Origin of the sequence: Streptomyces sp. CB02959 (assembly GCF_002803155.1) — a bacterium.
GTDB lineage: Bacteria > Actinomycetota > Actinomycetes > Streptomycetales > Streptomycetaceae > Streptomyces.
Genome location: NZ_NNBP01000032.1, coordinates 42,690 through 65,351, shown reverse-complemented (window position 1 = coordinate 65,351; position 22,662 = coordinate 42,690). Strand labels below are relative to the sequence as shown.

The following is a 22,662-nucleotide window of genomic DNA, read 5'->3' as shown; positions in this document are numbered from 1 at the left end:
GGGCGGCCCCGGGGCCGGTCCTCGGGGCCGCTCGGGGGTCGGTGGGAGGCGGCCCGGGGCCGGTCGCCCGGTTCGCGGCCCGGCAGACCCTAAGCTGATCTTCCAGATCGCATTGGCCCCACAAACGGGAGTTATGCACCATGGCAACCACGCGCACGGCCACGACCCATTGGGAGGGCAACCTCCTGCAGGGCAAGGGCACCGTCGCCCTGGAATCCTCCAAGATCGGCAGCTACGACGTGAGCTGGCCCGCCCGCTCGGAGGAGCCCGGCGGCAAGACCAGCCCCGAGGAGCTGATCGCGGCGGCCCACTCCTCCTGCTACTCGATGGCGTTCTCGCACGGCCTGGCCGGCAAGGGCCACACCGTCGAGCACGTGGACACCCGGGCCGACGTCACGTTCCAGCCGGGCGAGGGCATCACCGGCATCGTGCTGACCGTCAAGGCCCGGGTCCCCGGCCTGTCCGAGGCGGACTTCCAGGCCGCGGCCGAGGACGCCAAGAAGAACTGCCCGGTCAGCCAGGCGCTGGCGGGCGTCAAGAACATCACGCTCCGGGCCGAGCTGCTCGGCTGACGCGCGAACGGCGGCGTGCCGGTCGGTCCCCGGGGCCGGTCGGCACGCCGTTACGCGTCGCCGTCCGCGTCCGGCTTGAGCAGGGTGTCCATGGTGAGCGCGGCCGCCAGGGACATGGTGCGGAGCGGCTCCGCCATCGGGCGCAGCACCTCGTAGTAGTAGTAATCGGACCCGAAGGCGACATCCAGGACGCGGTCCAGCAGCGAACGGCCGATCCTGGCCACCTCGACACCGGTGTGGTCGGTGAAGGTGAAGTTGAACGCGGTCCAGCTCGCCTGGATGTGGCCGACGGTGGCGCCGTTGACGACCAGGTCGAAGCTGCCGAAGGTGACCACCCGGTCCTGGACGATCTCGCCGACCGGCGTCCCGTCCGGGCGGGCGACCTGCACCTTGGCCTTGAGCACCTTGGTGCCCCGGCTCAGCTCCAGGAAGGGGACGCCGGCGGCATCCCGGATCTCGAACTTCCGGGAGAGGTAGCGGTCCATCGTGCTGACGAAGCGCATGACCTTGCGGGCGGCGTTCTGACCGGTCTCGGCGACCGACCCCACTTCGAGGCCCTTGCCGTCCAGCACTGAGTAACTGGTGCTGATGTCAACCCACTTGAAGTCCTGGTTGACCGCGAGCACCTCGGCCGAGAGCAGCGCCTCCGGGCCGCCGCCGCCCATCGGCGGGTACGGCTGCTGCCCGGGGACCTGCGGGGCGTACTGCTGCGGGGCGTACTGCTGCTGGACCGGCATCTGCGGCTGCTGGGCCTGCGGCGGATACGGCTGCTGCGGCACGAGGGCCTGCGGCGGGTACTGCTGCTGCATCGGGGCCTGCGGCTGCTGGACGGCGGCCTGCGGGACATACTGCTGCTGCGGCGGGTACGGCTGCTGCTGGACCGGGGCCTGCGGCTGCTGGGCCTGCTGCGGGTACGGCTGCTGCTGGACCGGGGCCTGCGGGGCGTACTGCTGCTGCGGCGCCTGTGCGGGGGCGGGGGCCTGCGGGGGCGCCTGGGTGTGTTCGGTCCAGCGGTATCCGTCCCACCAGCGCAGAACCGGTGCGCCGGAGGGATCCTGGTACCAGCCTTGGGGAACCGCAGGTTGCTGAGTCACGGCGACGACTGTATCCCGCACCGCCCCAACCCCCGGCCGAGGGGCGGACATTCGCCCCTGCCGGCGCCCGCGCCCAGCCGCTCACGGCGGTGGGCCGCTCCCGCCGGCAGCCCCTGGGGCCTTCGCCGCCCTCCCGCGGTCCTGCCGAAAACCGCCCGACAGGCGGGAGTTGAGGGAGGGCGGAGCCCGGGGTCTAGCTCCAGCGGCCGGTGCGGCCCAGCAGCAGCGCGGTCGCCGCGGTCCCGGCCGTGGAGGTCCGCAGCACGCTCGCGCCCAGGCGGTACGGCTTGGCGCCCGCCTCCGCGAAGGCCGCCAGCTCCTCCGGCGAGACCCCGCCCTCGGGGCCGACGACCAGCACGATCGAACCCTCGGTGGGGAGTTCGGCGGTGGCCAGCGGGGTGCTGCCCTCCTCGTGGAGGACGGCGGCGAAGTCGGCCTCGGCGAGCAGCGCGGCGACCTGCTTGGTGGACAGCGGGTCGGCGACGTGCGGGAACGTCAGCCGGCGGGACTGCTTGCCCGCCTCCCGGGCCGTGGCGCGCCACTTGGCCAGCGACTTGGCGGCCCGCTCGCCCTTCCACTGGGTGACGCAGCGCGCCGCGGACCACGGCACGATGGCGTCCACCCCGGTCTCCGTCATGGTCTCCACGGCAAGCTCCCCGCGGTCGCCCTTGGGCAGCGCCTGCACGACGGTGAGGGTGGGTACCGGCGGCTCCTCGGTGCGCAGTCCGGTGACGGCGACGGTGAGCCGGTCCTTGCCCTCGACGGCGGCGACGGTGCCCTCGGCGCCGGTCCCGGCACCGTCCGTCAGCACGACCTCCTCACCGACCCGCAACCGCCGCACCGACACCGCGTGCCGGCCCTCGGGGCCGTCCAGGGTCAGCGTGCCCCCGGCCCGTACGCCGGCGAGCGAATCGACGAGGAAGACGGGCGCGGTCACACCGCACCGCCGATGCCGTAGCCCTGACCGCCCAGGCCCAACGAGGCGCGGGCCGCTTCCAGTTCGGCCACGAGCAGCTCCACCAGCTGCCCGGCGGGCAGCTCCCGTGCCAGCCGGTGCCCCTGCCCTGCCCAGAGGTTCATCCCCTGTGCGTCGCCGGCCTTGGCGGCGGCCTTGCGGACCGGGGAGGTGAGGTAGTGCACGGCGGGGTAGGCCGCCGGCGCGTACGGGCCGTGCTCCCGAAGGAAACGGTTCACCAGTCCGCGGGCCGGCCGGCCGGAGAACGCCCGGGTCAACTCGGTATGCGTGAAGAGAGGGTTGGTCAGCGCCTGCTTGTGCAGCGGGTTGGCGCCGGACTCGGGGGTGATCAGGAAAGCGGTGCCCAGCTGCGCCATCGAGGCGCCGGCGGCCAGCACCGCCGCGATCTGCGCGCCGCGCATCAGCCCGCCGGCGGCGATCACCGGGATCTGCACCGTCTCCCGGACCTGGGTGAGCAGCGCCAGCAGCCCCAGCCCCGAGCCGGTCCCGTCGGCGTGCGGGTCGTCCCGGTGGGTGCCCTGGTGGCCGCCCGCCTCGACGCCCTGCACGCACACCGCGTCCGCCCCCGCCCACTGCGCGGCCTGCGCCTCGGCGGCGGTGGTGACCGTGACGACGGTGTACGTGCCGACCTCGGCGAACGCGTCGAGGGCCGCCCGCGAGGGGCAGCCGAAGGTGAAGGAGACGATCGGCACCGGGTCGTCGCGGAGGATCGCGAGCTTGGCCTCGTAGCCGTCGTCGGTGGAGCCGTTGATGTCACCGAGCTCGGTCTCGTACCAGGCGGTCTCGCCGGCGAGTTGCTCGCGGTAGACCTCGACGGCGGAGGTGTCGGCGAGGGAGGGCTGCGGCATGAAGAGGTTGACGCCGAAGGGGCGGCGGGTCAGCCCCCGCAGCTGTTTGATCTCCTGGTACATGCCGTCGGCGGTCTTGTAGCCGGCGGCCAGGAAGCCGAGTCCGCCGGCTTCGCAGACGGCGGCGGCCAGCTCGGGTCCGGAGCCACCGCCCGCCATCGGGGCCTGCACGATGGGGTGGCGGCAGAAATCGGTGAGCGCGGTGGGCATGCCCACATCGTGTCACGCCCCACGCGGTACCCCGAATCGGGGCGGCGGTCGCGGAGAGCTCCCCGGACCCCGCCCCGAACGGTGTGCCTACCGCCCGTTGAAGGCGTCCTTCAAGCGGGAGAACAGCCCCTGCTGGCCCGGCTGGAACTGGCCCTGCGGGCGCTCCTCGCCGCGCAGCTTCGCCAGCCGGCGCAGCAGTTCCTCCTGCTCCGGTTCGAGCTTGCTCGGGGTCTGCACCTCGACGTGGACGATCAGGTCGCCCCGGCCGTTGCCGCGCAGGTGGGTCACGCCGCGGCCGTGCAGCGGAATCGACTGGCCGGACTGGGTGCCGGGCCGGACGTCGATCTCCTCGACCCCGTCCAGCGTCTCCAGCGGGCACTTGGTGCCCAGGGCCGCCGCGGTCATCGGGATGGTGACCGTGCAGTGCAGATCGTCCCCGCGCCGCTGGAACACCGAGTGGGGCAGCTCGTGGATCTCGACGTAGAGGTCGCCGGCGGGACCGCCACCGGGGCCCACCTCGCCCTCGCCGGCCAGCTGGATCCGGGTGCCGTTGTCGACACCGGCCGGGATCTTGACCGTGAGGGTGCGGCGGGAGCGGACCCGTCCGTCGCCCGCGCACTCGGGGCACGGCGTCGGGACGACGGTGCCGAAGCCCTGGCACTGGGGGCACGGCCGGGAGGTCATGACCTGGCCCAGGAAGGACCGGGTGACCTGCGAGACCTCACCGCGGCCGCGGCACATGTCACAGGTCTGCGCGGAGGTGCCCGGCGCCGCGCCCTCGCCGCTGCAGGTGGTGCAGACGACGGCGGTGTCGACCTGGATGTCCTTGGTCGTGCCGAACGCGGCCTCGCTCAACTCGACGTCGAGGCGGATCATCGCGTCCTGGCCGCGGCGGGTCCGCGAGCGCGGGCCGCGCTGCGAGGCCGTGCCGAAGAACGCGTCCATGATGTCGGAGAAGTTCCCGAAGCCCGCGCCGAAGCCGCCCGCGCCGCCGGCGCCGCCGGTCTGCGAGAGGGGGTCGCCGCCGAGGTCGTAGACCTGCTTCTTCTGCGGGTCCGACAGGACCTCGTAGGCGGCGTTGATCTCCTTGAACCGCTCTTGGGTCTTGGGGTCCGGATTCACATCCGGGTGCAGCTCGCGCGCCAGCCGCCGGAAGGCCTTCTTGATCTGGTCCTGCGAGGCGTCCCGGCCGACGCCGAGGACCGAGTAGTAATCCGTGGCCACTTACGACTCCGCGAGGATCTGTCCGACGTAACGTGCCACTGCGCGTACCGCTCCCATCGTTCCGGGGTAGTCCATGCGGGTCGGTCCGACCACGCCCAATTTCGCGACGGCCTCGTCGCCCGAACCGTATCCGACGGTGACGACCGAGGTGGACGTCAGGCCCTCGTGAGCATTCTCATGCCCGATGCGGACGGTCATGCTCGAGTCCTTGGCCTCCCCGAGCAGCTTGAGCATCACCACATGCTCCTCGAGGGCTTCCAGCACCGGCCGGATGGTCAGGGGGAAATCATGCCCGAAGCGCGTCAGATTGGCGGTGCCGCCGATCATCAGCCGCTCTTCGGTCTCCTCCACCAGAGTCTCCAGCAGTACCGACAGTACTGTCGAAACGGTGGCCCGGTCGTCCTGTTCGAAGGATTCCGGGAGATCCTGCACCAGCTGCGGGACGTCCGCGAAGCGGCGGCCGACGATCCGGCTGTTGAGCCGGGCGCGCAGGTCCGCCAGGGACGTCTCGCCGAACGGCGTCTGGCAGTCGATCAGTCGCTGCTCGACGCGTCCGGTGTCGGTGATCAGCACCAGCATCAGCCGGGCCGGGGCCAGTGCCAGCAGTTCGACGTGGCGGACCGTGGACCGGGTCAGGGACGGGTACTGCACCACCGCCACCTGCCGGGTCAGCTGCGCCAGCAGGCGCACCGTGCGCCCCACCACGTCGTCCAGGTCGACGGCGCCGTCCAGGAAGTTCTGGATCGCCCGCCGCTCGGGGACGGACAGCGGCTTGACGCCGGCCAGCTTGTCGACGAAGAGGCGGTAGCCCTTGTCGGTCGGGATCCGCCCGGCGCTGGTGTGCGGCTGGGCGATGAATCCCTCGTCCTCCAGGGCCGCCATGTCGTTGCGGACGGTGGCCGGGGAGACCCCCAGCTGGTGGCGCTCGGTGAGTGCCTTGGAGCCGACCGGCTCCTCCGTCCCCACGTAGTCCTGGACGATGGCGCGCAGCACCTCGAGCCTGCGTTCACTGAGCATTCCGCCACCTCCAGTCGGCCGTTCCGCCGTGTCGTCACTTCTCCTGGCACTCACATGGGCCGAGTGCCAGACCCGGAGCCAGTGTACGGCCGGGTAGCACGGATGCGGCAAGGGCGGGCGCACTGAGGACTTACCCACAGCCGCGGAATCCGATCCCCGGGCCGACCCTGAGAGCCCCCTGATCCCACCCCGAGGAATCCCCGATCCCGCCTCGCCGCGGCCCCCGATCGGCACCTGGGACAGCGCCCCTGCGGGACCGCCGCCCGGCCGCTTCCGCCGGGTGCGGGCTGCTGGGCCACGGGGTGCCCGCCAACGGTATCGCGGGGGCACCGGTCCCTGCCGCCGCCCGCCCGCCGCCCGCCCGGTGCGCGGTCGCGCGGACGGAACGCGGGTGGAACGCAGGCGGGAGCAGGCGGGAGGGTGCCGGCAGGGGCTAGCGTCTCGGTATGCGTATCACCTGGGAAGAGGCGGGCTGGGAGCAGCTGGGGGACGGTGTCGCCCGGCGCCGGATGCCCGGCTGGGACGAGACGATCGGCGTGATCGCCGGCTCGGAGGGCGTACTGATCGTCGACACCGGCGCGACCATCGGCGCCGGGGCGGAACTGCGCCGCACCGTCCGCGCCGTACTGGGCCGCGATGTGACGCATGTCGCGCTCACCCACCCGCACTTCGATCACGTTCTGGGCACCGCGGCCTTCGCGGGGGTGCAGGTGTTCGGCGCGACCGGGTTGGACGAGCTGCTGCGGCACGGCAAGGACGCGCTGCGGGAGAGCGCGGTACGGCACGGGGTGGACCCGGACGCCGCGGCGGAGGCCGCTGACCTGCTCGTCGTCCCGCACCACCACGTGCACGGACAGCTGACCGTCGGCCTCGGCGACCGGGAGGTGCTGCTGGCCAACGTCGGCCCCGGGCACACCGCCCACGACCTGGCCGTCCTGGTGCCCGGCCGGGCCGGCGAACGGGAGATCGTGTTCTGCGGCGACCTGGTCGAGGAGTCCGGTGAGCCCCAGGCGGGCCGCGACGCGCTGCCCGGGCGGTGGCCGGCGGCACTGGACCGGCTGCTGGCGCTGGGCGGCGAGGACGCGGTGTACGTGCCGGGCCACGGCGCCGTGGTCGACGCCCGCTTCGTCCGCGCCCAGCGCGATGCCCTGGCGGCCCGTTTCGGCGCCGACTCCCCCTGAGGCGGCGCCCGTTGGCCGGGCCGCCGATGGCCCGGTCCGCCCGCCTCCTTGGCTCCCGGCCCCGTCGCCCGGGAGCCCGCACGTCCCTGGACCCCACCGCCCCGCAGCCCCGTCTACCCGTCGAACCGCCGACCCGTAGGGAAGCAGACCCGCATGCACAGCAGGCACTACAGCCCCGACCTCACTCCCCCCTGGAAGAAGCCGAAGCCGGTGCCGGAGGTGCCGGCCGACCCCGGGCTGGTCGTCGAGGAGGTGGTGACGGGCTACTGCGGCGCGGTACTGCGGTGCGAGAAGACCGCCGAGGGCCCGACGGTCACCCTGGAGGACCGCTTCGGCAAGCAGCGGGTGTTCCCGATGGTGCCGCGCGGCTTCCTCCTGGAGGGCCGGACCGTGACCCTGGTCCGGCCGCAGGGCCGCCCGGCGCAGAACGGCCCGGCGCGCACCGCGTCCGGTTCGCTCGCGGTCCCCGGGGCGCGCGCCCGGGTCGCCCGCGCCGGCCGCATCTACGTGGAGGGGCGGCACGACGCGGAGCTGGTGGAGCGCGTCTGGGGCGACGACCTGCGGATCGAGGGCGTCGTCGTGGAGTACCTGGAGGGCGTCGACGACCTCCCGGCGATCGTCGACGCGTTCTCCCCCGGCCCGGACGCCCGTCTCGGCGTCCTGGTGGACCACCTCGTCCCCGGCTCGAAGGAGTCCCGGATCGCGGCGGCGGTGACCGGTGCGCACGCGCTGGTCGTCGGCCATCCGTACATCGACGTCTGGCAGGCGGTGAAGCCGTCCTCGGTGGGCATCGCGGCCTGGCCGCAGGTCCCCCGCGGCCAGGACTGGAAGACCGGGGTGTGCCGGGCGCTGGGCTGGCCGGAGAACACCGGCGCGGCCTGGCAGCGGATCCTGTCCCGGGTGCGGTCCTACAAGGACCTGGAGCCGGCGCTGCTGGGGCGGGTGGAGGAACTGATCGACTTCGTGACGGCACCGGAGGGGACGGACGGCCTCTGAGGGCCCCGGAGGGCGCCGGAGGCGGTGTGCGCCCCTGGTGCACACCGTGCGCCGGGACAGCGGTGAGCGCACTCTGGTAGCAGCGATTCCGGAGGTGACCGCCATGTTGAAGACCGCTGTCGGATGGCACGTCGAGTTGGAATTCGAGGAGGACACCCACCGCACCCGGGCCGCCGCGCTGGTACGGCTGCCCGACGGGACCGAAGTGCGGTCCCATGGTTATGCCAGCCGCCACCCGGCCGACGGGAATCAGCCCCGGGTCGGCGAGGAGGTCGCCGGAGCCCGGGCCCTCAACGATCTTGCGATGCAGCTGCTGACCAAGGCCCACAACGAGATCGACACGGCGTCGGGCCGAACGTCCTACCCGCTGACCCACTGACGGCCGTTGATCCTGACGGTCGTTGGTCGTTGGTCGTTGGTCGTTGGTCCTGACGGTCGTTGGTCGTTGGTCCTGACGGTCCTTGAGCGTTGGTCCTGACGGTCGTTGAGCGTTGGTCGTTGAGTGATGGCTTTTGGGCCTTCGCCCTTCGGCCTTGGGCCGTTGGTCCGGCGGTGACGGGTGACGGCCGGGCGTCGGCACGGAGTCGGGTCGTCGGCAGGGCGGTCGGGGCGGTCGGGCGTGCGGAACAGTCAGTCCACCAGGTCGCGCACCACCGCGTCCGCGAGCAGCCGCCCGCGGAGCGTCAGCACCGCCCGCCCCTCCTCGTAGGGTCCGGGCGCCAGGAGGCCGTCGGCCACCGCGCGGGCGGCGGCGCGGGCGCCCGCGGGGGCGAGGAGGGAGAGCGGGCAGCCGGCGGCGAGGCGGAGCTCCAGGAGGATCCGCTCGACACGGCGGTCCTCGGCGGCGAGCAGCTCCCGGCCGGCGCCCGGGGAGCGGCCCTCGGCGAGGGCCTGGGCGTACGCGGCGGGGTGCTTGACGTTCCACCAGCGGACGCCGCCGACGTGGCTGTGCGCGCCGGGGCCGGCGCCCCACCAGTCGGCGCCGGTCCAGTACAGCTCGTTGTGGCGGCAGCGGGCGGCCTCGGTGGTGGCCCAGTTGGAGACCTCGTACCAGGAGAAGCCGGCGGCGGCGAGGTGCTCCTCGGCGATCAGGTAGCGGTCGGCGTGCACGTCGTCGTCGGTCATCGGGACCTCGCCGCGGCGGATCCGGCGGGCCAGCTGGGTGCCCTCCTCGACGATCAGGGCGTACGCGGAGATGTGGTCCGGGCCGGCGTCGGTGGCGGCTTCGAGCGAGGCCCGCCAGTCGTCGTCGGACTCGCCGGGGGTGCCGTAGATCAGATCGAGGTTGACGTGCGCGAAGCCGGCCGCGCGGGCCTCGGCGACGCAGGCTTCGGGGCGGCCCGGGGTGTGCGTGCGGTCGAGGATCTTCAGGACGTGCTGCCGGGCGCTCTGCATGCCGAAGGAGACGCGGTTGAAACCGGCCGCGCGCAGCTCGGCGAGATAGCGCGGGTCGACCGACTCCGGGTTGGCCTCGGTGGTGATCTCGGCGTCGGGCGCCAGGCCGAACTCGTCGCGCAGCGCGGCCAGCATCCGGCCGAGGTCGGCGGCGGGCAGCAGGGTCGGAGTGCCACCGCCGACGAAGACCGTCTCGATCGGGCGGGAGTCGTCGCCCAGCACCTTGCGGGCCAGCCGGACCTCCTCGACGAGGGTGTCGGCGTAGTTCTCCCGGGACGCCAGGGCGCCGCCGGGGCCGCGCAGCTCGCTGGCGGTGTAGGTGTTGAAGTCGCAGTAGCCGCAGCGGGTGGCGCAGTACGGCACGTGCAGATAGAAGCCGAGGGGCCGCTGGGCGGCACCGGTCAGCGCATGGCGGGGCAGCGCCCCGTCCTCGGGCATCGGCTCACCATCTGGCAGTGCGGAAGGCATGAGGTCCATTGTCCGTCATGCCGGACGGTGCCGGTCCGCGGTCCCTGGCCCGGCGTGCGGTCCCGATGCCGAGGGAGCCGGTCGGCGGTACGAGCCGGAGCCGGTGGGTGATCGGGACGGCGCCGGTGGGGCGGGGCGGAACCGGTCGGCGGCCCCGGCACACACGGCACACACGGCACACCGCCAAGGCGCTCCGCCGCTACGGACGCCGCGCTGAGGGCCACCCCGGGCGCCGCCCGCCCCCGGGCCCCCGCCCGTGACCGGTACCGACGGCCACGGGATCCGGCGATCCGGCGATCCGGCGATCCGGCGATCCGGCGATCCGGAATACCACCCCCACCCGCCCGGTTGTGGCCCCGCAGGGGGGCCTCGCACCCCCTACGAGACCTGTTCGACCTCCCCTACGGGCACCCGCCTACGGACACCCCCTACGCCCCCGCACCTACGGGCGCCCGGCCCATAGCCCCCGCCTACGCACACCCACCCGCCGCCTGGAGCACCATCAGCGCCAGGTCGTCGTCGGGCGGGGTCGGCCCGAAGGCGTGCACGGTGCGGCGGATGTGCTCGGCGATGGCTTCGGCGCTCTGCCCGGCCGCCGCGGCGAGCGCGGTGGCCAGCCCGTCCTCGTCGTCGAAGAGCCGCCGGCCGGACCGGCGCTCGGTCACCCCGTCGGTGACGCACAGCAGCGTCTCCCCGGGGCAGAGGTCGAAGGACTCGCTGACGTACGTCGCGTCCTCGACGACGCCCAGCAGCATCTGCGGTGCCGCGGCGACCCGGACCGCGCCGTCGGCGCCGAGGACCAGCGGCAGCGGGTGGCCGGCGCTGGCGAGGGTGCAGCGGGCGCCGCCCGAACCGCCGGGGTACGGGACGATCTCGCCGTAGAGGAGGGAGAGGAAGCGGGCCTGCTCGCCCTCCTCGCGGATCTCCACGGGGGCCTCGGCGCCCGCGCCGGCCGCCGCCACCGCCGCCGCGACCGCGGCGACGGAGTCCGCGGCCTCCCGGGCCATGGTCTTGTTGAGCCGGTCGAGGACCTCGGCGACGCCGAAGCCGTCGCGGGCCAGCAGTCGCAGCACCGGCCGGGCCAGCCCGGTGACCGCGGCGGCCTCGGGACCGCTGCCGCAGACGTCGCCCAGCGCGAAGCACCAGCGGTCGTCGCCGGCGTCGAAGAGGTCCCAGAAGTCACCGCCGGCCCAGGCGCCCTCGCGCGGCTCGTAGACCACCGCGGACGCCACGCCGGGCACCTGGGCCTGCCCCTGGGGCAGCAGCCGGCGCTGGAGGACCCGGCTGATGCGTTCCTGGCGGCTGTAGGCGCGGGCCGTGGCCACCGCCCGCGCGGCGCGCCGGCACAGGTCCTCGGTGAGGGCGACCACCTCGCCGGGGAAGCGCCGCAGTCCGGCCCGGCCGAGCAGCAGGGTGCCGAGCCGCCGGCCGCCGGCGACCAGGGGGCAGGCCAGGGCCGCGCCGCCGGGTTCGCGGCCGGTCGGTTCGTGCGCCCAGGGCCAGGGCACCGGGGCCGGACGGTGGTCGGTGCCGCCGTCGGCCCACCGGCCCGGCGGTTCCTTCTCCAGGGCGGTCCGCAGCGAGTCGATCCGGCCCTCGGACAGGTGCCAGACCCGGGCCAGCCGCGGCGCCTCGCCGTCCTCGCTGAGACCGCGCCCGGGGGCGCCGCCGTCGCCGTCGTGGAGCCACACCGCGCACCAGTCGGCGAGCCGCGGGACGATCAGTTGGCAGGCCAGCGACGCGACCTGGTCGGCGTCCAGCTGTCCGGAGAGCAGGTCGGACGCCTCCGCCAGGAAGGACAGCGCCCCGCTGTCGACGCCGCCGCGGTCCCGTACGGGGCGGTCCTCGGGCGGGGCGGCGCGGCGCGGCACCGGGGCGAGGAGTTCGGAGGCCCGCAGTTCCCGCCGGAACCTCTGGTCGTCGAGGGCGCCATAGGTGTCGTAGGCGCCGTGGGCATCGCGGGTGTCGCAGGTGTCGTAGGCGTCACAGGTGCCGTACGCGTCGTATGCCTCGTAGGCGTCGTAGGCGTCATCCGGGGTCTCCGGTTCCGGCCAGGCGACGTCCGGGCCGCCGACCGGCAGCCGGAACCACACCGTCTTCATGGACCGCCGGTAGGTGACGCCCCAGGCGTCGGCCACCGCGCTGATCAGCCGGAGCCCGTGGCCGCCGCCCTCGTAGGCGCCGGTGTCCTCGCGGGCCCGCACCGGCTGGGTGGGGTGCCGGTCGGAGACCTCGACGACGAGGCCGGGGCGGGGCGGTTCCTCGGGGACGGCGTCCGGGGGGTCGTCGGGGTGCGGCACCGGCTCCTCGGCGGGGTCGAGCCGGCACAGCAGCTCGACGGTGGTGCCCGCGTGCACCACCGCGTTGGTCACCAACTCGCTGACCAGCAGTACCGCTTCGTCCGCCAACCGGTCGGTGAGCCGGTCGGCGCCGGGCAGCCGCCGCTCGGCCCAGTCCGCGAAGGCGGTCCGGACGAACTGTCGCGCGGCCGCCGCGGCCCGCGGGTCGCCGGGCAGCGTGGCCCGCAGGGAGCGGGCGGCGGCCCCGGCAACGTCGTTCCGTCCGGCCGAAGTTGTCATCCTCATTGAGCAACTCCCGAGCAGTTCCCCAGCGGCGCCGGATGCGCCACCGCCAGAGTGACAGAACGAGCCCACTCATAAACGGTGAGTCACGGAAGTGCGTGGTCAGAGGGGTCAATTCGGCTGACGCGGCGCGACAGTTGGCCCGCGGTCCCGGCCGGTGTCCGCCCGGTGTCCGCCCGGACCGCGTCCGCCCTGCTCCCGGCCCCGTGCGCGCAGGGCCCGCCCCGCCCCGTCGCTACGCCTCCCGCGCCCCGGCGTACATCTCGTCGAGCAGGTCCTTGAACGCCCGCTCCACCACCGGCCGCTTGAGCTTGAGGCTGGGGGTGATCTCCCCGTGCTCGATGTCCAGGTCGCGCGGCAGCAGCCGGAACTTGCGGATCTGCTGCCAGCGCTGGAGCCCCTCGTTGACCCGCTCCACGTAGCCGTCGATCAGCGCGCGGACCTGGTTGCTGGCGACGACCTCGGTGTAGGTCCTGCCGCCCAGGCCGTGCCCTTCGGCCCATTTGAGGATGGTCGGTTCGTCCAGGGCGATCAGGGCGGTGCAGAAGTTCCGGTTGGCGCCGTGCACCAGCACGTTGGAGACGAACGGGCAGATCGCCTTGAACTGGCCCTCCACCTCGGCGGGGGCGATGTACTTGCCGCCGGAGGTCTTGATCAGGTCCTTCTTGCGGTCGGTGATCCGCAGGTAGCCGTCCGGGGACAGCTCGCCGATGTCGCCGGTGTGGAACCAGCCGTCCTCCTCCAGGACCTCGGCGGTCTTCTCCGGCAGGCCGTGGTAGCCCTGCATGATGCCGGGGCCGCGCAGCAGGATCTCGCCGTCCTCGGCGATCCGCACCTCGGTGCCGGGCAGCGGCTTGCCGACGGTGCCGGTGCGGTACGCCTCGCCGGGGTTGACGAAGCTGGCGGCGCTCGATTCCGTCAGGCCGTAGCCCTCCAGGACGTGGATGCCGGCGCCGGCGAAGAAGTAGCCGATCTCGGGGGCGAGGGCGGCCGAGCCGGAGATCGCGGCGCGCAGCCGGCCGCCGAACGCCTCCCGCAGCTTGGCGTAGACCAGGGCGTCGGCGACCTTGTGCTTGGCGGCCAGTGCGAACGGTACGGAGGCGTTGCCGGTGCGCCGGAAGTTGTCCTGGGACGCCTTGGCGTACTCGCGGGCCACCCCGGCCGCCCACTGGAAGATCTTGTACTTGGCGCCGCCGCCCTCCCGGGCCTTGGCCACGACGCCGTTGTAGACCTTCTCGAAGATCCGAGGGACGGCGGCCATATAGGTCGGCCGGACCACCGGCAGATTCTCGATGATCTTGTCGACCCGGCCGTCCACGGCGATCACGTGCCCGACGGAGATCTGCCCGGCGGTGAGCACCTTCCCGAAGACGTGCGCCAGTGGCAGCCACAGGTACTGCACGTCGTCCGCGGTGACCATCCCGGTCGCCTGGATGGCGCCGGCCATGTACGACCAGCAGTCGTGGGGGAGCCGGACGCCCTTGGGGCGGCCGGTGGTCCCGGAGGTGTAGATCAGGGTGGCCAGCTGGTCGGCGCGGAGTGCGGCGACCCGCTCCTTGACGCACTCCGGGTGCTGCTCCAGGTAGGCGGTGCCGCGCTTCTCCAGCTCGGCGAGGGAGAGCACCCAGCCCTCCGGGTCGTCCTCGGCGGGCTGCGCGTCGGTCTCGTCGATGACCACGACGTGTGCCAGCTCGGGCAGCTCGGCGCGCTTCTCACGGGCCTTGGCGAGCTGTCCGGCGTTCTCCGCGATCAGCACCCGGCTGCCGGAGTCGGCGAGGATGAACGCGGTCTCCTCGGCGTTGGTGGAGGGGTAGACGGTGGTGGTGGCGGCGCCGGAGCAGAGCACGCCGAGGTCGGCGAGGATCCACTCCACCCGGGTATTGGCGGCCAGTGCCACCCGCTCCTCGGGGCGTACACCCAGCGCGATCAGCCCGGCGGATGCGGCGAGCACCCGCTCGGCGGCGTCGGCCCAGGTCAGCACCTTCCAGTCGTCCGGTCCCGTGCCCGCGGCAGGGGGGACGGGGTAGCGGTACGCCTCGGCGTCCGGTGTGGCCGCGACCCGCTCCAGGAACAGGGTCGCCACCGAAGGCGGCCGGTTGTCGATCAGCGTGTGAGTGTCGGTCACGGCGTCCTCCGGGGCCCGCTTCGTTGCTGGTGACTCGCGAGTAACCTTTGAGTAGTGATCAGACTAGAACGCGTGACGCCGCCATGTAAGGGGCTGCGCCCGACTGGTTCACGATGTGACCCGAGCGATAGGTGCACATGACACCCGCTTGACCGGCGGCCCGGCCGGCACCCCGTGCGACCGGCCCGGACACGCCGCGGGGCGCCGGTCCCCAAGGAACCGGCGCCCCGCCCGTGCGTCCTGCGGCCGCTACTTCTTCGACTTGCTCTCGCCGTCGGAGTCCGAGGACAGCACCGCGATGAAGGCGTCCTGCGGGACCTCCACGCTGCCGACCATCTTCATCCGCTTCTTGCCTTCCTTCTGCTTCTCCAGCAGCTTCCGCTTACGGGAGATGTCACCGCCGTAGCACTTGGCGAGGACGTCCTTGCGGATGGCGCGGACCGTCTCCCGGGCGATCACCCGGCTGCCGATGGCGGCCTGGATCGGCACCTCGAAGTTCTGCCGCGGGATCAGCTCACGAAGCTTGGCGACCAGCCGCACGCCGTACGCGTACGCCTTGTCCTTGTGGGTGATCGCGGAGAACGCGTCGACCTTGTCGCCGTGCAGCAGGATGTCGACCTTGACCAGGTCGGAGGTCTGCTCGCCGGTGGGCTCGTAGTCCAGCGAGGCGTAGCCGCGGGTCTTGGACTTGAGCTGGTCGAAGAAGTCGAAGACGACCTCCGCGAGCGGCAGGGTGTAGCGGATCTCGACCCGGTCCTCGGAGAGGTAGTCCATGCCCATCAGCGCACCGCGGCGGGTCTGGCAGAGCTCCATGATCGCGCCGATGAACTCGCTGGGCGCCAGGATCGTGGCCCGCACGACCGGCTCGTGGACCACGTCGATCTTGCCGGTCGGGAACTCGCTGGGGTTGGTGACGACGTGCTCGGTACCGTCCTCCATCTCCACCCGGTAGACCACGTTGGGCGCGGTCGCGATCAGGTCGAGGCCGAACTCGCGCTCCAGGCGCTCCCGGATGACCTCCAGGTGCAGCAGACCCAGGAAGCCCACGCGGAAACCGAAGCCCAGCGCCGCCGAGGTCTCCGGCTCGTAGACCAGTGCCGCGTCGTTGAGCTGGAGCTTGTCCAGCGCGTCGCGCAGCTCGGGGTAGTCCGAACCGTCGAGCGGGTACAGCCCCGAGAACACCATCGGCTTGGGGTCCTTGTAGCCCCCGAGGGGCTCCTGCGCGCCCTTGCTGAGCTGGGTGATCGTGTCACCCACCTTGGACTGCCGAACGTCCTTCACACCGGTGATCAGATAGCCCACCTCGCCGACGGACAGACCGTCGGCCGGCTTCATCTCCGGCGAGTTCGTACCGATCTCCAGCAGCTCGTGCGCGGCGCCGGTGGACATCATCCGGATGCGCTCACGCTTGTTCAGCGTGCCGTCGACGACCTTCACGTAGGTCACGACACCGCGGTACGCGTCGTAGACCGAGTCGAAGATCATCGCGCGGGCGGGGGCGTCCTTGACGCCGACCGGGGCCGGCACCTCGCGGACGACCTTGTCGAGCAGCTCCGGCACGCCGACGCCCGTCTTGGCGGAGACCTTCAGGACGTCCTCGGGCTCGCAGCCGACGAGGTTCGCCAGCTCGGCGGCGAACTTCTCGGGCTGCGCGGCCGGCAGGTCGATCTTGTTGAGGACGGGGATGATCGTGAGGTCGTTCTCCATCGCCAGGTAGAGGTTGGCGAGGGTCTGGGCCTCGATGCCCTGGGCGGCGTCGACGAGGAGGAGGCAGCCCTCGCACGCGGCCAGGGAGCGGGACACCTCGTAGGTGAAGTCGACGTGGCCCGGCGTGTCGATCATGTTCAGGATGTGGGTCGTGCCACTTCCCTCTTCGCCCTCGGAGGGGCTCCAGGGCAGCCGGACCGCCTGGGACTTGATCGTGATGCCGCGCTCGCGCTCGATGTCCATGCGGTCGAGGTACTGCGCGCGCATCTGCCGCTGGTCGACGACACCGGTGAGCTGGAGCATCCGGTCGGCGAGCGTCGACTTGCCGTGGTCGATGTGCGCGATGATGCAGAAGTTACGGAGGAGCGCCGGGTCGGTACGGCTCGGCTCCGGCACGTTCGTAGGGGTCGCGGGCACGCAGGGTCCATTCAGTGAACGCGGGTAGGCGGGACTCGGTCTTGTGATGTCTCCCCCATCGTCCCATGAGCGCCGGGGGTGGGGCGGTACGGGCATCCGGGGCGGGGGCGGTGGGCCGGTAGTGGGGGCGGGCGGCGGCACGGATATCGGGGCAGGCGGCATGAGTCCTGGGCTGGGGCTGGGACCGGGGCCGGGACCGAGGGCCGGTTTGGGAGCCCGTAAACCCTGCTGGTAACCTGGTCCACTGCGCTTCGTGCCCTCTCTCGTACGTGGCGCAACTCGAAACTCCAACGAACCTGAAAAGGCTCTTTCGTGGCGAACATCAAGTCCCAGATGAAGCGGATCAAGACCAACGAGAAGGCTCGTCAGCGCAACAAGGCTGTCAAGTCCTCCCTGAAGACCGCGATCCGTCGCACCCGCGAGGCCATCGAGGCCGGTGACCTGGAGAAGGCCACCGCCGCGCAGGCCCTGGCGTCCAAGAAGCTCGACAAGGCCGTCAGCAAGGGTGTTCTGCACAAGAACAACGCCGCCAACAAGAAGTCGGCGCTGGCCAAGAAGGTCGCCTCCCTCAAGGGCTGACCCCTTCGCCTGACCGCGCCCGACGCGGTCACCCTGCCGTCCGGGACCCAGCGGCCCCTCTCTCCGCTCCCTGTCGGTGCACCACCGCGCCGCACACGGCCTGCGTTCGCCACGCGGGTGCGGCGCACCCGGCTCCTCCGCGGTATCCAACCCGCCGAGCAGCCATCCAAACTGGATACGAAGAACCCCGCCACCGCCCCTTTCCGGGCGAGGCGGGGTTCTTCGTCGTGCGCAAGACCCCGCTCCAGGCAGCGACCATCGAACACTCCGAACCGGACCCGACACCGGAGCCGCCCACCACTACTCCGCCGCCACCTCCCGTACGGGGACCCGGAACCATCCCTTCCCCACGCCACAGCCTCCCGCCTACGGCCCGGCGCCCGCATCAAATCCAGCCGCGAAGAAAACCCTCAAGCCGCTACGGGGCTGAGGATGAGGCGGTGCCCTGCGTCGGCGATGAGGCGAGTCAGGGGGAAGGCGGAGGGCGGTGAAGGCGGAAGGGGTGACAGGGGTGCGGGGATGATCTTCCGGGTGAGGCCATGGGGCGGCCGAGTCCGGGCGCGTGTGTGTGCGTGCCTGTGCGCGCACGTGGTGAGGCGCCGGGTGCCACTCGGGCGGCAGACGGTGGGCGGCGGGCGGCGGGCGGCGGGCTGGTGCCGCGCGCTAGCCCGCGCCTCCCGCACCACCTCGGCGTCCGCCGCCTGGCTCCACCGCGTGTGTCTCCACCCCGTGTGCCTCCACCGAGCGTGTCTCTACCGCGAGCGGGCCGCCCGCGCGATCGTCACCACGGCCTTCTCCAGGGCGTATTCGGGATCGTCCCCGCCGCCCTTCACCCCCGCGTCGGCCTCGGCCACCGCGCGCAGCGCCGTAGCAACGCCGTCCGCCGACCAACCGCGCATCTGCTGCCGGACCCGGTCGATCTTCCAGGGCGGCATCCCCAGGTCGCGGGCGAGGTCGCCGGGGCGGGCGCCGCGCGGGGCGGAGGCGAGCTTGCCGATGGCCCGGACGCCCTGCGCCAGCGCACTGGTGATCATCACGGGGGCGACACCGGTCGCGATGGCCCAGCGCAATGCCTCCAGCGCCTCGGCGGCCCGGCCCTCGACCGCCCGGTCGGCGACCGTAAAGCTCGACGCCTCGGCCCGGCCGGTGTAGTAGCGCGCGACGACGGCGTCATCGATCGTGCCCTCGACATCGGCAACCAACTGCGCGCACGCCGAGGCCAACTCGCGAAGATCACTCCCAATGGCGTCCACCAGCGCCTGGCAGGCCTCCGGTGTGGCGGAACGGCCGAGCGCCCGGAACTCGCCACGGACGAAGGAGAGCCGGTCGGCCGGCTTGGTCATCTTGGGGCAGGCCACTTCGCGCGCCCCGACCTTACGGGCCGCGTCGAGCAGCCCCTTGCCCTTGGCGCCGCCGGCGTGCAGCAACACCAGGGTGATCTCCTCGGCGGGCGAGCCGAGGTACGCCTTGACGTCCTTGATGGTGTCCGCGGACAGGTCCTGGGAAGCGCGTACCACCACGACCTTGCGCTCGGCGAAGAGCGAGGGGCTGGTGAGCTCGGCGAGGGTGCCGGGCTGGAGCTGATCGGGAGTGAGGTCCCGCACATCGGTGTCCGCGTCAGCCGCCCTGGCAGCGGCCACCACCTGCTGCACCGCTCGATCGAGCAGCAGCTCCTCCTGCCCCACCGCGATCGTGACGGGGGCGAGCGGATCGTCGTTAGCTGTCTTCCTGGCCATCGCGTCCCAGCATCCCACGCCCCACTGACAAACCCGCCCGCCCCAAGGCCAACCGCTCCGACCGCCCCGGCGGAGCCGCGGCATGAGCGGGCTCGGCTGGGGCCAGGGGCAGCACTCGTCCCGCGGAGCCGCGCCGCCGACCGCTACCCGACAATGGACCGGTGAACGACACCCACCACAGCCGACACGTACTCGTCCTCCCCGACCGCGACGCCGCCGAGGAAGTGGCCGCGGCCCTGACCGAACGCTTCGGCGTCACCGAGGAACCCCAGCTGGTACGGGACGCCCTGGCCGGCGAGGACGACGCCGAGGACGCGCAGTGGCTGGTCGTGGTCGAGGACCCCGACGCCGCCCAGGACCCCGCTCGCCTGAACGCCCTCGCCGCGGAGTACGAAGGCTGGCGCGAGACCGAGTAGCCCTCCTTCCCCCTCCCCTCCCCTCCCCACCCACCTCCCGCCCTCCCACCCACACTCAGTCGCTCAGTCGATCACGCACTCACGCACTCACGCACTCACGCACTCACGCACTCACGAGGATCGGCTCCCGGGCCAGCGTGATACCGAAGTGGGTGCGGTACGCCTGCAGGACCTCGTCCGCGTCCAATTCGCGCTCCTTCCGGGTGCCATCCGCACCGGTGATCACCAACGCGCGCCCGGAGAGCGTCACCCGGCCGGTCTCCGTGAGCTGCGAACAGACCAGCGACCGCCTGAAATGTGAAAGGGGCGACGTGCGCTGCCACCAGCACCCCGCCTCGAAGTCGGACAGCTCGCGCGGGCGTTGTTCCATGCGGTACTGCGGCTCCCCGTCCCGGTAGACGTCGAGGTCGCCCTGCGGCGTCTCCGCTATCCGGAAAACACCCCCGGGATCGTTCTGGTCCGCGGCACTGTCCAACCGCAACGGATAGTGGCTGTTCCGCCCGAAGCCGACGTCCGTGAGCCGAGGCCCCGTGGGCGTGTGCACCCGCAGCGCGAGATGGTCATACGGAATCCCCAACCCCTCGGGCCCGAACACCCGCGCCGACAGCAGCTCGACCTCATAACCCAGTGCTCTGAGCAGTGCCGCGAAGACGCCGTTGAGCTCGTAACAGAACCCACCCCGACGGGCTCCGACGACCTTGTCCAACAGCGGCTGCTCCGCCAGCACGATCTCCTCCCCCAGATGAATGGCGAGGTTCTCGAACGGCACGGCCCGCAGATGGCTCAGTTGCAGCGCACGCAACGCCTCCGCGTCAGGGACGGTCGGTCGGGTCGCGGATATCCGCCGGAGGTAGGCATCAGCGGTGACGTCGTCCATCAGATGTTCTTCCTCTCCATGTGTCCCACAGCTCTCCACCTTTCGCGTAGCTCTGCACATGCCCCTCGGATTCCCGGTGTGCCACAGACTTCTCCGTGCGCCGCAGTGCCTCCGCATGCCGAGCGGATCTTCATATTCGGTGGGGCTCAAAAGGGCTGCCGTACCGGCCCCCGCCCCGGCCTCTGCCCCGCCGCCCTCTGAGCCGCCTCCTGGGCGACGGCCCGCGGGACGATCGGCCTCCGGACCGGCGTCCGCCGACCACCGCGGAGAGCTTCCCGGAAGTGCCGACGACCGCGATGGCACCGTCGGTGTCCGTGCGCAGCACCAGCGTGCCGCCGGCCCGCAGTGCCGCAATGGTGCGAGGAGCGGGATGTCCGTACGGATTTCCGGCGCCACAAGAGATGAGGGCGAGCCGCGGCATCAGGCGATGCATCAGCTCCGGGTCCTGATAGGCGGAAGCCGTGGTGCGCCACCTTCAGGACGTCAATGGCGGCCAGCTCCGGATGGGCGCTCAGCAATTCCTGTTGAGCCGGCGGTTCGAGATCACCAAGTAGCAGGACAGTCAGCCCGCCCGTCCGAACGAGCAAGGTGACGCTGGCATCGTTGGGTCCGGAGAACTCGCCGCCACCGGCCGTCAGCACCGGCATCGACGGGTCCAATCGGGACTGCGGCCGTCGCATCGCAGCTCCCCACGGCGGCGCATCCGCCTGTGGCGTCAGCGGGGAAGTGACCGGCCAGAGAACTTCCCATGTCAGGGGGCCCAGGCGACGCCGCTCCCCCGGTACGGCACGGAGGACGGGAACCCCGGCACCCGCCGCCACTCGCCGTACGAACTTCGCCTGCCCATCCGGCTCTTGGAACGTCGTGGTCTCGATCGCGCCGACCGAACGGCCGCGCAACGCCCCGGGCAGGCCGTCCACGTGGTCGGCGTGAAAATGTTCTTCGCGCTCAGTGTGTCTCATGAGACATCTGGTGCAAAGCAAGCGATGTGTCTGGCCTGGCACTTAAGGTAAAGGTTGGCCACTGGAACGCCTGCGTGCCGGCTGACTGCGCCGAGGTGGCAGTGATTTGATCCACCGAGTTGGGCCGCTAGAAGGGCGGACCCACGTCTCGTCAAAGTCCGGGGGGCTGCCCTGCTCCATCTATGAAGGCGCCGCCATCGTGACCGCGATGGCGGCCCGCGGCTTCAAGCTACACGGCTTCGGCTTTCTCTCACCCTGTCGACACCTGTCAGGAGTCATTGGATGACGAGCGGCAGTAACGGTAAAGAGACGTTCACGCGTCCATGAAGTCTTGCGTGAAGTAGAAGTAGGTCAGCTGTACGCCGTCAGGAGAAACACCGTCTCCATACGCTATGCCAAGACCCGTGTGCCGATGACTGGGGTTGAGGATATTTGCCTTGTGAGACGGTTCCCCCACCCACCAGTTGAGTGCATCCTGAGGGCTAGGCGGGGTGACGTTTCCGGAAAACCATCCAACGTAGACATTCTCACCGCCGGGCGAACCAACAGCTCGTTCAATCCGATCCGGTGGCGTGCTGCCGTCCGACCCTACGTGACCGGGAAAACCGTTCCACACTTGCCGCCACAGGCCCGACTGTCCCGCTCTGTCGGGATTGTTGGCAAGATCCTGACTGTGAGCGCGGGCTGCAGCAACGAGCCGTACGTCAATCTCCACCTGCGGCAATCCGTTCTCGGTGCGGATCCCGTTCACGAGGAGCCAAAGTTTGAGTTCCTCATTATCCATGGAGTCTTGTGGTTCGTCCGTCCAGTGGTCTATCACATAATCAAAGCTGTACTTGACCAGATGTGCGCCACCCGCAGGACACACGCCCCCACCAGAGCCGTTGAAGAACAAGGCATAGCACCGGTCACAGAAACGCCAATTCGTCTGATGTACATGATCATCTACGCCATTGAATGGAACGAGTAGATTAGGGCCACTCGCTTCATGGCCGCCACCTGCAGGGCAAATACCTTTCTCTGCAAACCTATTAAGGAACAGGGAATAGCATTTGTCACAGAAAAACCAGTTCGTCTCGGCGGTGGGAGTTGGCGCACCGGCCGCAAATCCGAACAAGTAGCCGTATGCTTTATGTCCGCCACCGACAGGGCATGCGCCTTTCTCCGGAAAGTCATCCAGCATCATAACCTGGCACTTACCGCAAGGGCGCGCATCGCGGGCAGTCACCTGAACCTCCAAGACTTTGGCAACAGGACCGTTGGCCTCCATGTGCCACCTC

General features: G+C 71.5%; 18 protein-coding genes and 1 pseudogene. 6 read left to right on the top strand and 13 right to left on the bottom strand.

From position 1 onward, the window contains the following. Positions 1–140: 140 nt before the first annotated feature. Positions 141–572, top strand: a complete 432-nt coding sequence (locus CG747_RS37925; RefSeq protein WP_100606434.1) for an OsmC family protein — start codon at positions 141–143, stop codon at positions 570–572. A gap of 50 nt (positions 573–622) precedes the next feature. Here CG747_RS37925 and CG747_RS37920 read toward each other — a convergent pair whose 3' ends face one another. The 5 genes from CG747_RS37920 to hrcA form a co-directional block, all read right to left on the bottom strand. Continuing rightward, positions 623–1,666, bottom strand: a complete 1,044-nt coding sequence (locus tag CG747_RS37920) for a DUF2510 domain-containing protein (protein ID WP_180985879.1) — start codon at positions 1,664–1,666, stop codon at positions 623–625. Positions 1,667–1,859: 193 nt separating this feature from the next. Next, positions 1,860–2,603, bottom strand: a complete 744-nt coding sequence (locus tag CG747_RS37915; RefSeq protein WP_100606432.1) for a 16S rRNA (uracil(1498)-N(3))-methyltransferase — start codon at positions 2,601–2,603, stop codon at positions 1,860–1,862. Further along, the gene (locus CG747_RS37910; RefSeq protein ID WP_100606431.1) at positions 2,600–3,700 is read right to left on the bottom strand and encodes a nitronate monooxygenase; all 1,101 of its coding nucleotides are present in this window, start codon (positions 3,698–3,700) and stop codon (positions 2,600–2,602) included. Before CG747_RS37910 ends, CG747_RS37915 begins: the two co-directional genes overlap by 4 nt. Before the next feature lie 87 nt (positions 3,701–3,787). Continuing rightward, positions 3,788–4,924, bottom strand: coding sequence for a molecular chaperone DnaJ (gene dnaJ / locus CG747_RS37905; protein ID WP_100606430.1), 1,137 nt, complete (start codon positions 4,922–4,924; stop codon positions 3,788–3,790). Beyond that, positions 4,925–5,941, bottom strand: coding sequence for a heat-inducible transcriptional repressor HrcA (gene hrcA, locus CG747_RS37900; protein WP_100606429.1), 1,017 nt, complete (start codon positions 5,939–5,941; stop codon positions 4,925–4,927). It abuts the gene before it with no gap. 446 nt (positions 5,942–6,387) lie between these two features. On the opposite strand from hrcA, the gene CG747_RS37895 reads away from it, so the two are divergent. The 3 genes from CG747_RS37895 to CG747_RS37885 all read left to right on the top strand — a co-directional run bounded on the left by CG747_RS37895 (position 6,388) and on the right by CG747_RS37885 (position 8,497). Continuing rightward, positions 6,388–7,122 carry an MBL fold metallo-hydrolase gene (locus CG747_RS37895; RefSeq protein WP_100606428.1) on the top strand — a complete coding sequence of 245 codons (735 nt, stop codon included), beginning with the start codon at positions 6,388–6,390 and terminating at the stop codon, positions 7,120–7,122. Between the two features lie 153 nt (positions 7,123–7,275). Beyond that, positions 7,276–8,118: a DUF3097 domain-containing protein gene (locus CG747_RS37890; protein ID WP_100606427.1), complete on the top strand. Its 843-nt coding sequence runs from the start codon at positions 7,276–7,278 to the stop codon at positions 8,116–8,118. A 103-nt stretch (positions 8,119–8,221) separates the two neighbouring features. Continuing rightward, positions 8,222–8,497 carry a DUF1876 domain-containing protein gene (locus CG747_RS37885; protein WP_180985878.1) on the top strand — a complete coding sequence of 92 codons (276 nt, stop codon included), beginning with the start codon at positions 8,222–8,224 and terminating at the stop codon, positions 8,495–8,497. A gap of 251 nt (positions 8,498–8,748) precedes the next feature. Here the strand turns inward: CG747_RS37885 and hemW are convergent, their stop codons facing one another. The 4 genes from hemW to lepA form a co-directional block, all read right to left on the bottom strand. Then, positions 8,749–9,981, bottom strand: a complete 1,233-nt coding sequence (hemW, locus tag CG747_RS37880; RefSeq protein WP_100606474.1) for a radical SAM family heme chaperone HemW — start codon at positions 9,979–9,981, stop codon at positions 8,749–8,751. A 470-nt stretch (positions 9,982–10,451) separates the two neighbouring features. Then, complete coding sequence (locus CG747_RS37875) at positions 10,452–12,560, bottom strand: SpoIIE family protein phosphatase (RefSeq protein ID WP_100606426.1); 2,109 nt, start codon at positions 12,558–12,560, stop codon at positions 10,452–10,454. A 238-nt stretch (positions 12,561–12,798) separates the two neighbouring features. Beyond that, positions 12,799–14,688, bottom strand: coding sequence for a long-chain fatty acid--CoA ligase (locus tag CG747_RS37870; RefSeq protein ID WP_100606425.1), 1,890 nt, complete (start codon positions 14,686–14,688; stop codon positions 12,799–12,801). 249 nt (positions 14,689–14,937) lie between these two features. After that, the gene (gene lepA, locus CG747_RS37865) at positions 14,938–16,812 is read right to left on the bottom strand and encodes a translation elongation factor 4 (RefSeq protein ID WP_100606424.1); all 1,875 of its coding nucleotides are present in this window, start codon (positions 16,810–16,812) and stop codon (positions 14,938–14,940) included. Positions 16,813–17,124: 312 nt separating this feature from the next. Here lepA and rpsT point away from each other — a divergent pair, with 312 nt between their 5' ends. Further along, positions 17,125–17,391, top strand: coding sequence for a 30S ribosomal protein S20 (rpsT, locus tag CG747_RS37860; protein WP_100606423.1), 267 nt, complete (start codon positions 17,125–17,127; stop codon positions 17,389–17,391). A gap of 752 nt (positions 17,392–18,143) precedes the next feature. Here rpsT and holA read toward each other — a convergent pair. Continuing rightward, positions 18,144–19,127: a DNA polymerase III subunit delta gene (gene holA / locus CG747_RS37855; RefSeq protein WP_100606422.1), complete on the bottom strand. Its 984-nt coding sequence runs from the start codon at positions 19,125–19,127 to the stop codon at positions 18,144–18,146. Positions 19,128–19,288: 161 nt separating this feature from the next. Here holA and CG747_RS37850 point away from each other — a divergent pair, with 161 nt between their 5' ends. Beyond that, positions 19,289–19,543 carry a hypothetical protein gene (locus CG747_RS37850; protein WP_100606421.1) on the top strand — a complete coding sequence of 85 codons (255 nt, stop codon included), beginning with the start codon at positions 19,289–19,291 and terminating at the stop codon, positions 19,541–19,543. 103 nt (positions 19,544–19,646) lie between these two features. Here the strand turns inward: CG747_RS37850 and CG747_RS37845 are convergent, their stop codons facing one another. The 3 genes and pseudogenes from CG747_RS37845 to CG747_RS37835 all read right to left on the bottom strand — a co-directional run bounded on the left by CG747_RS37845 (position 19,647) and on the right by CG747_RS37835 (position 22,652). Then, positions 19,647–20,420 carry an arylamine N-acetyltransferase gene (locus CG747_RS37845; protein ID WP_100606420.1) on the bottom strand — a complete coding sequence of 258 codons (774 nt, stop codon included), beginning with the start codon at positions 20,418–20,420 and terminating at the stop codon, positions 19,647–19,649. Positions 20,421–20,550: 130 nt separating this feature from the next. Continuing rightward, positions 20,551–21,358: pseudogene (locus CG747_RS50145) on the bottom strand (ComEC/Rec2 family competence protein); the annotation flags it as partial. Positions 21,359–21,695: 337 nt separating this feature from the next. Then, a complete protein-coding gene (locus CG747_RS37835; protein WP_100606419.1) occupies positions 21,696–22,652 on the bottom strand; it encodes a CAP domain-containing protein in 957 nt (318 codons plus the stop codon). Positions 22,653–22,662 lie beyond the last annotated feature (10 nt).